Origin of the sequence: Streptomyces sp. XM4193, assembly GCF_023072595.1 — a bacterium.
Lineage (GTDB): Bacteria > Actinomycetota > Actinomycetes > Streptomycetales > Streptomycetaceae > Streptomyces.
On sequence record NZ_JALLGK010000009.1, the window covers coordinates 69,761 to 82,143 of the forward strand.

General features: G+C 71.7%; 14 protein-coding genes and 1 tRNA gene. 11 read left to right on the top strand and 4 right to left on the bottom strand.

The genetic code is table 11. From position 1 onward, the window contains the following. The first annotated feature begins 160 nt into the window (after nt 1-160). The 6 genes from MTQ01_RS21215 to MTQ01_RS21235 all read left to right on the top strand — a co-directional run bounded on the left by MTQ01_RS21215 (nt 161) and on the right by MTQ01_RS21235 (nt 4,005). Nucleotides 161-592 carry a Mov34/MPN/PAD-1 family protein gene (locus MTQ01_RS21215; RefSeq protein ID WP_247492346.1) on the top strand — a complete coding sequence of 144 codons (432 nt, stop codon included), beginning with the start codon at nt 161-163 and terminating at the stop codon, nt 590-592. 65 nt (nt 593-657) lie between these two features. Next, nucleotides 658-753 carry a putative leader peptide gene (locus tag MTQ01_RS25325; RefSeq protein ID WP_374207826.1) on the top strand — a complete coding sequence of 32 codons (96 nt, stop codon included), beginning with the start codon at nt 658-660 and terminating at the stop codon, nt 751-753. Nucleotides 754-902: 149 nt separating this feature from the next. After that, nucleotides 903-1,181: a MoaD/ThiS family protein gene (locus MTQ01_RS21220; protein ID WP_247492347.1), complete on the top strand. Its 279-nt coding sequence runs from the start codon at nt 903-905 to the stop codon at nt 1,179-1,181. Then, nucleotides 1,181-2,131: a PLP-dependent cysteine synthase family protein gene (locus MTQ01_RS21225; protein WP_247492348.1), complete on the top strand. Its 951-nt coding sequence runs from the start codon at nt 1,181-1,183 to the stop codon at nt 2,129-2,131. The genes MTQ01_RS21220 and MTQ01_RS21225 overlap by 1 nt, the downstream gene beginning before the upstream one ends. Before the next feature lie 417 nt (nt 2,132-2,548). Further along, nucleotides 2,549-3,304 (top strand): MBL fold metallo-hydrolase, encoded by a 756-nt coding sequence (locus MTQ01_RS21230; RefSeq protein ID WP_247492349.1) that lies wholly within the window; start codon nt 2,549-2,551, stop codon nt 3,302-3,304. 164 nt (nt 3,305-3,468) lie between these two features. Beyond that, nucleotides 3,469-4,005: a GNAT family N-acetyltransferase gene (locus MTQ01_RS21235; protein ID WP_247492351.1), complete on the top strand. Its 537-nt coding sequence runs from the start codon at nt 3,469-3,471 to the stop codon at nt 4,003-4,005. Between the two features lie 53 nt (nt 4,006-4,058). Here MTQ01_RS21235 and MTQ01_RS21240 read toward each other — a convergent pair whose 3' ends face one another. Then, nucleotides 4,059-5,327 (bottom strand): PTS transporter subunit EIIC, encoded by a 1,269-nt coding sequence (locus tag MTQ01_RS21240; protein ID WP_247492353.1) that lies wholly within the window; start codon nt 5,325-5,327, stop codon nt 4,059-4,061. Nucleotides 5,328-5,473: 146 nt separating this feature from the next. Between MTQ01_RS21240 and MTQ01_RS25010 the strand changes: the two genes are divergently transcribed. From MTQ01_RS25010 to rdgB, 3 genes are all read left to right on the top strand, one after another. After that, complete coding sequence (locus MTQ01_RS25010) at nt 5,474-5,920, top strand: PTS glucose/sucrose transporter subunit IIB (protein ID WP_282613974.1); 447 nt, start codon at nt 5,474-5,476, stop codon at nt 5,918-5,920. A gap of 154 nt (nt 5,921-6,074) precedes the next feature. After that, entirely contained in the window at nt 6,075-6,800 is a 726-nt protein-coding gene (gene rph, locus MTQ01_RS21250) for a ribonuclease PH (protein ID WP_247492354.1), read from the top strand. Between the two features lie 195 nt (nt 6,801-6,995). Next, nucleotides 6,996-7,598, top strand: coding sequence for an RdgB/HAM1 family non-canonical purine NTP pyrophosphatase (gene rdgB, locus MTQ01_RS21255; RefSeq protein WP_247492355.1), 603 nt, complete (start codon nt 6,996-6,998; stop codon nt 7,596-7,598). 119 nt (nt 7,599-7,717) lie between these two features. Here the strand turns inward: rdgB and MTQ01_RS21260 are convergent. Both MTQ01_RS21260 and bcp read right to left on the bottom strand, forming a co-directional pair. Further along, nucleotides 7,718-7,801 (bottom strand) — tRNA-Leu (locus tag MTQ01_RS21260). 170 nt (nt 7,802-7,971) lie between these two features. Further along, nucleotides 7,972-8,448 carry a thioredoxin-dependent thiol peroxidase gene (bcp, locus tag MTQ01_RS21265; RefSeq protein WP_247492356.1) on the bottom strand — a complete coding sequence of 159 codons (477 nt, stop codon included), beginning with the start codon at nt 8,446-8,448 and terminating at the stop codon, nt 7,972-7,974. 150 nt (nt 8,449-8,598) lie between these two features. Here bcp and MTQ01_RS21270 point away from each other — a divergent pair, with 150 nt between their 5' ends. Continuing rightward, nucleotides 8,599-8,916, top strand: a complete 318-nt coding sequence (locus MTQ01_RS21270; RefSeq protein WP_247492357.1) for a DUF3618 domain-containing protein — start codon at nt 8,599-8,601, stop codon at nt 8,914-8,916. Between the two features lie 64 nt (nt 8,917-8,980). Beyond that, on the top strand, nt 8,981-9,283 hold the full coding sequence (locus MTQ01_RS21275; protein ID WP_247492542.1) for a co-chaperone GroES: 303 nt from the start codon (nt 8,981-8,983) through the stop codon (nt 9,281-9,283). Between the two features lie 313 nt (nt 9,284-9,596). Here MTQ01_RS21275 and MTQ01_RS21280 read toward each other — a convergent pair whose 3' ends face one another. Then, a complete protein-coding gene (locus MTQ01_RS21280; protein WP_247492358.1) occupies nt 9,597-12,038 on the bottom strand; it encodes a transglycosylase domain-containing protein in 2,442 nt (813 codons plus the stop codon). Nucleotides 12,039-12,383 lie beyond the last annotated feature (345 nt).

The window sequence follows — 12,383 nt, forward strand, 5'->3', positions numbered from 1 at the left end:
CGTGCGCCGCCGCGCGCCACGGCGACCACGGGCCCGTTGCGCACCTCCTCGGGGGTGCGCAACGGGCCCGTCTCGTTCCGCGGTACGGCGGGCGTCCACCGATCGGGACGGTGCCGGGCTGCCGGGAAGTGCGGCACGGAGTCGTCCTATCGTTGCGGGCATGCTGACCATCACCCGCGAACTGCACGACCGGATCGTCGCCCACGCCCGTGCCGACCACCCCGACGAGGCGTGCGGGGTCGTCGCGGGGCCGGCCGGGCAGGGCCGCCCCGAACGGTTCGTGCCGATGCTGAACGCCGCGCGTTCGCCGACGTTCTACGAGTTCGACTCCGCCGACCTGCTGAAGCTCTACCGGGAGATGGACGACCGGGACGAGGAGCCGGCGGTGATCTACCACTCGCACACCGCCACCGAGGCCCATCCCTCGCGCACCGACATCAGCCTCGCGAGCGAGCCGGGCGCCCACTACGTCCTGGTCTCCACCGCCGAGTGCGGCAACGACGAGGGCCCGTTCTCCTTCCGCTCCTTCCGGATCGTGGAGGGCGAGGTCACCGAGGAAGAGGTCCGGATCGTCGAGGCGTACGAGTCCTGAGACGGTTCGTCCGCATGCCGATACGCACTCTTAGTTCGGGGCCCGGGAATCGATACGATGGCTTCATGGTTGTCCACGACGTGAGTTCCAAGGCCCCGGGCAGCATGCTCGTCGCGCGCCTGCACGTCGACCTGTGCCGGCTCTCCAGCGCCATCTGTTGAGGTCAGTGGTCCGCCTCGCGGGCCCCGTGTCCGGTCGCTGAGACGAGTGCGTGCTCGGCCGCGACCGTGCGGGCCCGGCCGCTCTTCGCGTCAACACCCTCCGTCCCAGCCGGACTTCCGGTTCCTTCCGACACCCAGGAGTGCATCCCATGGCCATCGAGGTCCGTATCCCGACCATCCTCCGCACCTACACCGATGGCCAGAAGGCGGTCGAAGGCGGCGGCTCCACCGTCGCCGAGCTCTTCAGCGACCTGGAGTCGCGGCACAGCGGCATCGAGGAGCGCCTGGTCGAGGGCGGCGAGGTGCGCCGCTTCGTCAACGTCTACCTCAACGACGAGGACGTCCGCTTCCTCGACGGCATCAACACCAAGCTGACCGACGGCGACAGCGTCACCATCCTCCCGGCGGTCGCCGGGGGCGCGCGCTGATGCGCTACGACTCGCCGCTCGCCGCGGTGGGCGACACCCCCCTGGTGCGCCTGCCGCGGCTCTCGCCCTCCGAGGACGTACGGATCTGGGCGAAGCTGGAGGACCGCAACCCCACCGGTTCGGTCAAGGACCGCCCGGCGCTCCACATGATCGAGGAGGCGGAGAAGGCCGGCAGGCTCACCCCCGGCTGCACGATCCTGGAGCCCACCAGCGGCAACACCGGCATCTCGCTGGCGATGGCGGCCCGGCTCAAGGGCTACCGCATCGTCTGCGTGATGCCGGAGAACACCAGCCAGGAGCGGCGCCAGCTGCTGGCCATGTGGGGCGCGGAGATCATCGCCTCGCCCGCGGCCGGCGGCTCCAACACCGCGGTGCGGGTGGCCAAGGAGCTCGCCGCCGAGCACCCGGACTGGGTGATGCTCTACCAGTACGGCAACCCGGCCAACGCCGGCGCGCACTACGCGGGGACCGGCCCGGAGCTGCTCGCCGACCTCCCGTCGATCACCCACTTCGTGGCCGGCCTCGGCACCACGGGCACCCTCATGGGCGCGGGCCGCTATCTGCGCGAGCAGCGCCCCGACATCCGGATCGTCGCCGCCGAGCCCCGCTACGACGATCTGGTCTACGGGCTGCGCAACCTCGACGAGGGGTTCGTCCCCGAGCTGTACGACGAGTCCGTGCTCACCTCGCGCTTCTCGGTCGGCTCCGCCGACGCGGTGCGCCGCACCCGGGAGCTGCTCTCCGAGGAGGGCATCTTCGCCGGAGTCTCGACCGGCGCGGCACTGCACGCGGCGATCGGAGTGGGCCGCAAGGCGCTCGCCGCCGGGCAGGAGGCGGACATCGCCTTCCTGGTCGCCGACGCGGGGTGGAAGTACCTCTCGACCGGCATCTACACCGCCGAGTCGACCGAGGCCGCGGTCGAACTGCTCCAGGGCCAGCTCTGGGCCTGATCTTGAGGGGCAGCTCTGGGCCTGATCGCGAGGGGCGGCTCTGGGCCTGATCGCGCGGGCCCGACCGCGAGGGGCCCGCGGCGAGGGGCCGGCCGCGCAGTCCGGAGTCGGCTCCGCGGCTGAGCCCGGCGGCGCCGGTCGCCCGAGAGCCCGCGGCCGGGCGGCGAGCGGAGGGGCGGCTCCGGGCGAGGGTCGGATCGACCCGTACCGACGGTGTTTCCGTCCAGGGCTGCGGTGATCTCCGTCACCCTCACCGGCCGGCGTGCGAGTGGTCCGCACCACCGAACCGGGCCCCGGCGGTACCCCGCACTGGTGATTCCGCCCACACCCCAGTCGGCGGAGCAGCCTCGCAGGCCGGTGGCCCTTACCCTCAGGAAACCCCTCTTCCTGCCGGGCCGCACGGAGGTTCCCACCCCTATGAAGCTCACTGTCGTCGGCTGCTCGGGCTCGTTCCCGTCCCAGGACTCGGCCTGTTCGAGCTATCTCGTCGAGGCGGACGGCTACCGGCTGCTGCTGGACATGGGAAACGGTGCGCTCGGTGAACTCCAGCGCCACTGCGGCCTCTACGACCTCGACGCCATCGTGCTCAGCCACCTCCACGCGGACCACTGCATCGACATGTGCGGCTACTTCGTCGCCCGTTACTACCGTTTCGAGGGCGGGCGGCCCGCCTCCATCCCCGTGTACGGGCCGGAGGGCACCGAGCGGCGGCTGACGACGGCGTACGCGGACACCCCGAGCGAGAAGTCGATGAGCGAGGTCTTCGACTTCCACACCCTGCACGGGGGCGGGGAGTTCACCGCCGGACCGCTGAACGTGCGGGTGGAGCAGGTCTCCCACCCCGTCGAGGCGTACGGCTTCCGGATCGAGCACGAGGGTTCGGTGCTGACGTACTCCGGTGACACCGGCGAGTGCGAGGAACTGGGCTCGCTCGCCGAGAACGCCGATCTCTTCCTGTGCGAGGCGTCGTTCACCCACGGCAAGGAGGACATCCCCGGTCTGCATCTGAACGGCCTTCAGGCGGGGGCGTACGCGCAGGCGGCCGGCGTCCGCAGACTGGTGCTGACCCATGTGCCGCCGTGGACCGACGCCCGCGCCAATCTGCGCGACGCCCGCTCCGCGTACTCCGGCCCGGTCGAACTCGCCCGCCCCGGCGCGGTGTACGAGATCTGAGCCCGCCCGGCACCCCGGCAGGCGACCACCGCACGCTCGTACCGCCTTCGTGCCTCGCCCGTGCGCGCGCCCGTACCGGTGCCGACCCGTACCGGTGCCGGCCCCCGTACTTCCGGTGCCGCCCGTACGGGTCTTCGAACCGGCCGCTCTGCCAGACTGCGTGAGTGATCGTCAGAACCGCGCGCGAGCAGGATTTTCCCGGTTTCCTCGACCTGGCGGCCGGGGTCGAGCAGTGGTTCGGTCCGATGGTCGGCGAGCCGGGTTTCCACCGGGCGGTCCGCGCCCATGTCGAGCTGGGCACGGCGTTGGTCGCTGTCGCCGACCACGCCCCGTCCTCCCCGCTGCTCGGGGGGCTGCTCTTCGGCGTCGAGCCGCCAACTCTGCGGCTGCACTGGCTGGTTGTGAGCGGAGCCGCACGCGGCAGGGGTGTCGGCCGCGCGCTGGTCGACGGAGCGACGAACCGCCTGCACCGCGTCCTCGGCCCCGGACCGGCCCCCGACGCGGCTTCCGCGGTTGTCGAGGTGGTGACTTTCAGGGCCGACCACCCGGGGGCGGCGGACAGCGGTGCGCGGGTCTTCTACGAGCGTCTGGGATTCGTCCCGGAGGAAGCCGCCGAACCGGGCCCCGAGGGCGGTCCGCGCCAGGTCTACCGCCGGGTCTGCCGCCGGGGTCCCGACAGCGCGGCGCCCGGGGGCCGTTGACCTCCCGGGCGCCGATCGTGCCGCACGGCGGCGGCAGAAGTGCTGCTGGAGTGCTACGCCTTGTAGTTGGCCTTCTCCATCTCGGCGATCTCCTCGTCGCTCTCCCGGCCCGGCGTGGGCAGGTTGAACTTGGTGATCGCGAACCGGAAGAGCGCGTAGTAGACGACGCTGAAGCAGAGTCCGACCAGCGCGAGGCCGAGCGGGTTCTGGGCGATGCCGAAGTTCAGCAGATAGTCGATCGCCCCGGCCGAGAAGCCGAAACCGTCGCGCATGCCCAGCGCCCAGGTCAGCGCCATCGAGACGCCGGTGAGCACCGCGTGGATCGCGTACAGCACGGGTGCGATGAACATGAAGGTGAACTCGATCGGTTCGGTGACTCCGGTGACGAAGGCGGTGAGGCCGATCGAGGCCATCATGCCGCCGACGACCTTGCGGCGCTGCGGCTTGGCGCAGTGGTACATCGCCAGGCAGGCGGCCGGCAGCGCGAACATCATGATCGGGAAGAAGCCGGTCATGAACTGGCCGGCGGTCGGGTCCCCGGCGAGGAACCGCGCGATGTCACCGCTCTTGCCGTCGTAGCTCCCGGCCTGGAACCAGGGGAAGGAGTTCAGCAGGTGGTGCATGCCGACCGGGATCAGCGCGCGGTTGAGGACACCGTAGATACCGGCGCCGGCCGCGCCCGAACCGACCAGCCACTCGCTGAAGTTGTGCAGTCCGGTGCCGAGAACAGGCCAGATGTAGCCGAAGAGGATGCCGATGGCCAGACCGGCGAACGCGGCGAGGATCGGCACCAGCCGCCGTCCGCCGAAGAAGCCCAGCCACTCCGGCAGCTTCTGCCGGTGGAAGCGCTGGTACAGCAGGGCGACGACGATGCCCATCACCACGCCGCCGAGCACCCCGGCGTCGACCGGCGGCGCCACTTCGACGATCTTTCCGTCGACGACCTCCTGCACCTTGGGCAGGCTGTCGTCGGTGAAGACCTCCAGCACGTTCTTGAACGCCAGATAGCCGACGACCGCTGCCAGCGCGGTGGACCCGTCGGACCGCTTGGCGAAACCGATGGCGATGCCGACCGCGAAGAGCAGCGGCATGTTGTCCAGGAGCGCGCTGCCGCCCGCGGCCAGGAACTCCGCGAGGCGGTTGAGCACGTCGGGGAAGTTGGGCCGGCCCAGCATGTCGTCCTGGCCGAGTCGCAGCATCAGCGCCGCGGCGGGCAGTGCGGCGATCGGCAGCATCAGGCTGCGTCCGATGCGCTGGGCGACCGCCATCGCACGGGATCGGCGGGTGGGGGTGGGCGCTGGGGCCTCGTTCGGCGTGCTCATCTGGTTCCTCCGCGAGCCGGTGGCCGGGGTGCCGCCGGACTGTCGACGGGTGGGCTTCCGGGATGTTCTATTGGTCTAAACCACTCGGTGCAGGCAGTTGTAGCACGAACGCCGGGGGAATCGGAATGATTCGTTCCCCTTCTGTGATGGACCGTTTCGCGGCGCCCGGGCCGAACGGTGCTCCGCCCCCGGCTCGCCGAACCGCGCCGGGGGCGGCGGGGCTACGCTGGTGTAGACCACTGATCCGTCACCACGCGTCGCCCTCGTCGCCGCCGCGGGGCTCGGGAGCCGGCCGACAGGCCCGACCGGGCCGGTCCGTGCGGCGGGCGAGAACCGACGGCAGAACACAGGAGAGAGACATGGCCACCAAGGCTGAGAAGATCGTCGCCGGGCTGGGCGGCATCGACAACATCGTCGAGGTCGAGGGGTGCATCACCCGTCTGCGCACCGAGGTCGAGGACGCGGGCCGGGTCGACGAGAACGCCTTGAAGGCCGCCGGAGCCCACGGCGTGGTGAAGATGGGCACCGCCGTCCAGGTCGTCATCGGCACCGACGCCGACCCCATCGCCTCCGAGATCGAAGACCTCATGTGACGCCGCCACCGGCGCCCCGCGGCGCGACGGAGCCCCCGCCGCGTGCGCCGGCGCGTCGGACCGTCCGCGGGAGCGCCGAGTGGGTGGCCGAAAGCGGAGGTGCGGGGGAGGGCCCGCGGCCGGTGACCCCGGCGCGGACCACTACCCTCGCTCCATGTCACGAATCGACGGCCGCACAGCCGACCAGCTCCGCCCACTGACGATCGAGCGCGGCTGGAGCAAGCACGCCGAGGGATCGGTGCTGGTCTCCTTCGGCGACACCAAGGTCCTCTGCACGGCCAGCTTCACCGAGGGCGTGCCGCGCTGGCGCCGGGGCAGCGGCAAGGGCTGGGTCACCGCCGAGTACTCCATGCTGCCGCGCTCCACCAACACCCGCGGCGACCGCGAGTCCGTACGCGGCAAGATCGGCGGACGCACCCACGAGATCTCCCGGCTCATCGGCCGCTCGCTGCGTTCGGTCGTGGACACCAAGGCGCTCGGCGAGAACACCATCGTGCTCGACTGCGACGTCCTCCAGGCCGACGGCGGCACCCGTACGGCGGCCATCACCGGCGCGTACGTCGCGCTCGCGGACGCGGTCGCCTGGGGCCAGGAGCGGAAGCTGATCAAGGCTTCGGCCAAGCCGCTGTCCGGCAGCGTCGCGGCGGTCAGCGTCGGCATCGTCAAGGGTGAGCCGCTGCTCGACCTCTGCTACGAGGAGGACGTCGTCGCCGAGACCGACATGAACGTCGTCTGCACCGGCGACGGCCGTTTCGTCGAGGTGCAGGGCACCGCCGAGGGCGAGCCGTTCGACCGCGACGAGCTGAACGCGCTGCTCGACCTCGCGGTCGCCGGCTGCCGCGACCTCGAACAGGGCCAGCGCGAGGCCCTCGGCCGCTGAGTCGCCCGGCGGGCCGTACGGAGTTCCGCCGTGCGGCCCGCCGGCCCTCGCCGCGCGCCACGGCGCGGCGCGAGCACGCCACGTCGCGTACCCAGCGCCCCGTGCCCCGTGCGCCGCCAAGCCGTGTGCCCCGGAGTCGCGTCGACGGCGACCCTCGCGCACGGGGCGTCGCGGGCGTCGTCGATAATCGCCGACATGCAGCGCCTCGTACTCGCCACCCGCAACGCCCACAAGGTCACCGAACTCCAGGCGATCCTCCACGACGCCGGTCTCCGGCTGGAGTTGGTCGGAGCCGACCAGTATCCGCACGTGCCGGACGTCCGCGAGACCGGTGTGACTTTCGCGGCCAACGCCCTGCTCAAGGCGCACGCCCTCGCCGAGGCCACCGGTCTGCCCGCGGTCGCCGACGACTCCGGGCTGTGCGTGGACGTGCTGGGCGGCGCGCCCGGCATCTTCTCCGCCCGCTGGGCGGGGCGCCACGGCGAGGACCGGGCCAATCTGGAGCTGCTGCTGGCCCAGCTCGCGGACATCGGTGATGAGCACCGCGGCGCCCACTTCGCCTGCGCCGCCGCGCTCGCCCTGCCCGACGGCACCGAACGCGTCGTCGAGGGACGGCTGCGCGGCACGCTGCGGCACAGCCCGGCGGGCGCGGGCGGGTTCGGCTACGACCCGATCCTCCAGCCGGACGGAGAGACCCGTACCTGCGCCGAGCTGTCCGCCGCGGAGAAGAACGCGATCAGCCACCGGGGCGTGGCGTTCCGCGGCCTCGTCCCGCAGGTGCGCGAACTGCTGGGCTGAACTCCCGTGCCGAACGCCCCGGACCCGAACACCGCGCCGGTGCACCTCGCCCGCACCGCGCCCGCAGACGGCGAAGAGCCGCCCCCGACGGATGCGCGGGGGCGGCTCTTCGTACGGCGTGCGGCCGGCGGGACTCGAACCCGCACGGGTGTGAACCCACTGGGACCTAAACCCAGCATGACTGCCAGTTCCATCACGGCCGCCGGCTGGCAGCCATCGTAGCGGGAGGGGTGTGGGGCGGTCACAAGGGCCGGTCCGCGGCCCATGTCGCGCGTCGCCGCCCCGGTCCGGCGCCGGCCGTCGCGGTCTCCGCGGGCGTACGGGCCCGGCGCACGTGACCCGAACGGCGGTGCTGGGCCCGGCGGTTCGCGGCTCAGGCGCCGTCGATCTTCAGATCGCGCAGCAGCTTGGCCACATGGCCGGTCGCCTTGACGTTGTACAGGGCGCGTTCGACCCGGCCCTCCTCGTCGACCACGACCGTCGAGCGGATCACTCCGGTCACGACCTTGCCGTAGAGCTTCTTCTCGCCGAAGGCGCCGTACGCCTCCAGCACCTTCTTCTCCGGGTCGCCGACCAGCGTCACGCCCAGCTGCTCCTGCTCCCGGAACTTCGCCAGCTTCTCCGGCTTGTCGGGGGAGACGCCGATGACGTCGTAGCCCGCGCCGGCCAGCAGCTGGAGGTTGTCGGTGAAGTCGCACGCCTGCTTGGTGCAACCCGGCGTGAGAGCGGCGGGGTAGAAGTAGACGATGACCTTGCGGCCCGCGTGGTCCGCCAGGGACACCTGTTTGCCGTCGGCGTCCGGCAGTGTGAAGGCCGGTGCCGGGTCGCCGGGCTGAAGTCGTTCGCTCATCGGTACTCCTCGTAGGCGGTTCTGCGACGTCGAGCCTAACGAGTCGACCGGGCCCGCCGGCGACCGGCGAACAGGGGGAGTGGTGGAACGCGTGGGACAGTGAGCTGACACACTGTTCAGCAGCGATGACGAGACAACGGAGGTAGCGCGGTGGCTCAAGCGAAGGCACCCGGCGACATCGAGGCGCAGATCGCCCGCAGCCGGCAGCGGCTGGCAGTGACGCTGGACGAGATCGCCGTACGTGTGCACCCCTCGACGATCCTCGGCGACGTCAAGGACCGGGTTTCCGACTCCGTGGACCGTACGGTCGGCCAGGCGTGCGTACGCGTCAACGGCCTGGTGGACCGCGCCCGTTCGCAGGTCGTCGCCCCCGACGGCTCGCCCCGCATGGAGCGGATCGTGCCGGCCGCGGTGGTGACGGTGGCGGTGGTCGGCGCCGTGGTGGTGTCTCGCCGAAAGCGCCGCTGAGGGCCTGCGGTACGGTCCTGGCGTGACCTCGCAACCGCCCCATCACGACAAACTGCCCATCCGGATGCTGCACGACCGCGTGCTCGTGCGCACCGACACCGCGGAGGGCGAGCGCCGCTCGACCGGCGGCATCGTCATCCCCGCCACGGCCGCGGTCGGCCGCAGGCTGGCCTGGGCCGAGGTGGTGGCGGTCGGGCAGAACGTGCGCACCGTCGAGCCGGGCGACCGGGTGCTGTACGACCCCGAGGACCGGGCCGAGGTCGAAGTGCGCGGCGTGGCCTATGTGTTGATGCGCGAGCGCGATCTGCACGCGGTGGCCGCCGAGCGGCTGGAGGGCTCGGAGGACTCCACCGGGCTCTACCTCTGACCCGCCCCTTCCCCCGCGCCTGATCGCGCCCTTTTTCCCGCGCCCCTTTCCTCGCCGACGACCGCGCTCCCGGCCGACGCGCAGGTGTGCGCGGTGCCGGTGAACACGCGTTGCTCCCCCTGCTCAAACGGTGGAGGGCCGACGGTCCGTGAACCGTCGGCCCTCCACCGCTGCGTCTCTCCCTCTGCCGCGCCGCGGCCGTGCTCCCGACCGGCCCTCCGGCGCCGCGCCGGCGGCCGGGCCGCTTTCGGCCGTGCGCCCTCCGCGGCGACCGGCGCGCGGGGCGGTGTGCGAACACCGCGGCCGAGTGCGTTCAGCCGGGGAAGGGCGGGTCGCCGCCGGGGTCGCCGGTCGGCGGTTCCTGTCCGCCGGGGTCGCCGCCTCCCGGGTCCCCGGGACCGCCGCCGCCCGGATCACCCGGACCGCCCGGTCCGCCGGGCCCGCCGGGATCGCCGCCACCGGGGCCGCCCGGACCGCCGCCGCCCGGATCACCGCCGCCGTCCTGTCCCTCGTCGGCCCCGCCGTCCTGGCCGCCGTCCTGCCCCTCGTCGGCGCCGCCGTCCGCGCCGCCGTTGTCCTGGCCGCCCTCGTCACCGCCCGAGTCGCCCTGGCCGGGCGGCTGCTCGCCGTCGCCGGGCTGCTCCGGGTCGTTCGGGTCGCCCGGCGCGGGCGGCGGAACCTCCTCGGCCTCCAGCTCGAAGTCCTTGACCGCGCTGCCCTCCAGCGCGGCGGCGGTGTACTGGGCCCAGATCTGCGCCGGGTAGCCGCCGCCGCTGATCCGCTCCTGGCCGGCGGCTCCGTACAGCGACTTGTGGGCGCCGTTCTCCGGGTCCTGGCCCATCACGGAGATCACGGTCGTCAGGTCCGGGGTGTATCCGGCGAACCAGGCCGCGGTGTCCTTCTCCGCGGTACCGGTCTTGCCCGCCGCGGGCCGGCCGGCCGCCTGCGCCGCCTGGCCGGTACCGCCCTCGACGACGCTGCGCAGCATCGCGGTGGTGGAGTCGGCGGCCGAACGCTCGATCGCCTGCCGGGACTCGGGCTCGGGCAGCTTGATCCGCTCGCCGCCCCGGCTGATCTCCTCGATCATCGAGTAGTCGCGGTACTTCCCGTGGTTGGAGAGCGTGGTGTACGCCTGCGCCACGTCGAGTGTGCTGGGCGTGGCGGTGCCGAGCGAGACCGAGCTCTGCGCCTTGGCCAGCTCCGGGGTGTCCTTGGGGATGCCGAGCCTGGTCACGGTGTCCTTGACCTGCTCGGGTCCGACGTCCACGCCCATCTGCGCGAAGACCGCGTTGACCGACTTGTCCATCGCCTCGGTGACCGGGATCTGCCCGTAGGAGATGTCGCGCTCGTTCTGCGGGGCCCAGTCGGTGGGTTGGCCGCCGGCGGTGACCTGGCGTTTGCTGGTGCCGTCGTAGACGGTCTGGGGGCCGATCGGCTGGCCGTTGTACGCGGTCGAGTCGTTCTCCAGCGCGGCCGCGTAGACGAAGGGCTTGAACGTGGAGGCGGCCTGGTAGTCGCGACGGGTCGCGTTGTTGACGTACTGCTTGGTGTAGTCGATGCCGCCGTACATCGCGACCACCTTGCCGGTTGTCGAATCGATCGACGTACCACCGGCCCGTACGTACTTGTCCACCTCGCGCTCGTCGTCGAGCCGGCTCATCAGCTTCTCGTCGACCGCCTTGACCATCGCCTCCTGGCGTTTGCGGTCGATGGTGGTGGTGATCCGGAACCCCCCGGAGGCCAGGCGCTGTTCGTCCATGACCTCGCTGTTGATGAGGTGCTGTTTCACGGCCTCCAGCAGGTAGCCGCGCTGGCCGGACCGGCCCGGCGCCGCCTTGACGTCCTCGGGCTCGGGGAACTTCATCCCGGCGCGCTCGGAGGACTTCAGCCAGCCCTCCTTGACCATGCCGTCCAGCGTGTAGTTCCAGCGGGCGAGGGCCTTGTCGCGGTTCTGCGGCTGGGCGGAGACGTCGTACGCGCTGGGGGAGTTGACGACGGCGGCCAGGTAGGCGCCCTCGGCGGTGGTGAGGTCCTCGGCGTTCTTGCCGTAGTACGCCTGGGCGGCGGACTGGATGCCGTAGGCGTTGCGGCCGAAGTAGCTGGTGTTGAGGTAGCCGATGAGGATGTCGTCCTTGCTGACCTCGCGGTCCAGCTTTATGGCGATGAAGAACTCCTGCGCCTTGCGGGTGACGGTCCGCTCCTGCGACAGGTAGAAGTTCTTCACGTACTGCTGGGTGATGGTCGAGCCGGACTGCTTGCCCTCGCCGCGCACCATGTTCCAGGCCGCGCGCACCATCGCCTTGGGGTCGATCGCGGACTGGTTGTAGAAGTCCCGGTCCTCGGCGGCCAGTACGGCGTGCTGGACGCGTTTGGGTACCTGGGCGAGGGTGACGTTCTCCCGGTTGACCTCGCCGTCCTTGGCGATCGGGGTGCCGTCGGAGTAGAGGTAGACGTTGCTCTGCGCGACGGCGTGGTCCTTGGGCTCGGGCACGTCCACCAGCAGATAGCCGGCGACGAGCGTGCCGGTGCACAGCAGGAGGACGAGCAGCACCCCGCCGAGGACCATCCGCCAGGTGGGCACCAGCCGGCGCAGGCCGGTGCGCTTGCGCTTGCCCTCGGAGTCCTCGCCGTCGGCGGCGGCCCCGTCGGTCGGGGGCTCGGCGGCGTCCGGGCTGCCGGCGGCGTCCGGAGCGTTCGGAGTGTTCGGGCCCTCCTGGCCCGGGCGGTTTCCCTGGTGGTGCTGCTCGTCACTCATCTGTGCTGGGACTCCTCGTCCACGCTCGGGCGACTTGCGTCGTGTACGGCGCGCAAGGCCTGCAGGGCCATCCAAACGCATCGGGACCGCGCGAGCCCCAATTGTCCTTCCCTGACACTGTCGCATCGCCGGTCCGGCTCAGTGACGAGTGCGGCGTACGTGCCACACACCCGGTCAGGTGTCCGGCGGCCGTCGACGACGGTTCGCCGGGGTGCCCCCGAGGATGAAGACGCGCGAAACACGCGATCGGATGCACTCCCGCGCGGTGTTGTGGTCCGGCACACGCGTCGCGACGGACTGTTTCCGCCGTTGGTGCGACGTGCGCGGGTGAAGTGCGGCAGTCGG

Coding starts and splice junctions, on each gene's coding strand:
- MTQ01_RS21215 (WP_247492346.1), top strand. CDS start 161: ATGCTGACCATCACCCGCGAACTGCACGACCGGATCGTCGCCCACGCC.
- MTQ01_RS25325 (WP_374207826.1), top strand. CDS start 658: ATGGTTGTCCACGACGTGAGTTCCAAGGCCCCGGGCAGCATGCTCGTC.
- MTQ01_RS21220 (WP_247492347.1), top strand. CDS start 903: ATGGCCATCGAGGTCCGTATCCCGACCATCCTCCGCACCTACACCGAT.
- MTQ01_RS21225 (WP_247492348.1), top strand. CDS start 1,181: ATGCGCTACGACTCGCCGCTCGCCGCGGTGGGCGACACCCCCCTGGTG.
- MTQ01_RS21230 (WP_247492349.1), top strand. CDS start 2,549: ATGAAGCTCACTGTCGTCGGCTGCTCGGGCTCGTTCCCGTCCCAGGAC.
- MTQ01_RS21240 (WP_247492353.1), bottom strand. CDS start 5,327: ATGAGCACGCCGAACGAGGCCCCAGCGCCCACCCCCACCCGCCGATCC.
- MTQ01_RS25010 (WP_282613974.1), top strand. CDS start 5,474: ATGGACCGTTTCGCGGCGCCCGGGCCGAACGGTGCTCCGCCCCCGGCT.
- rph (WP_247492354.1), top strand. CDS start 6,075: ATGTCACGAATCGACGGCCGCACAGCCGACCAGCTCCGCCCACTGACG.
- rdgB (WP_247492355.1), top strand. CDS start 6,996: ATGCAGCGCCTCGTACTCGCCACCCGCAACGCCCACAAGGTCACCGAA.
- bcp (WP_247492356.1), bottom strand. CDS start 8,448: ATGAGCGAACGACTTCAGCCCGGCGACCCGGCACCGGCCTTCACACTG.
- MTQ01_RS21275 (WP_247492542.1), top strand. CDS start 8,981: ATGCTGCACGACCGCGTGCTCGTGCGCACCGACACCGCGGAGGGCGAG.
- MTQ01_RS21280 (WP_247492358.1), bottom strand. CDS start 12,038: ATGAGTGACGAGCAGCACCACCAGGGAAACCGCCCGGGCCAGGAGGGC.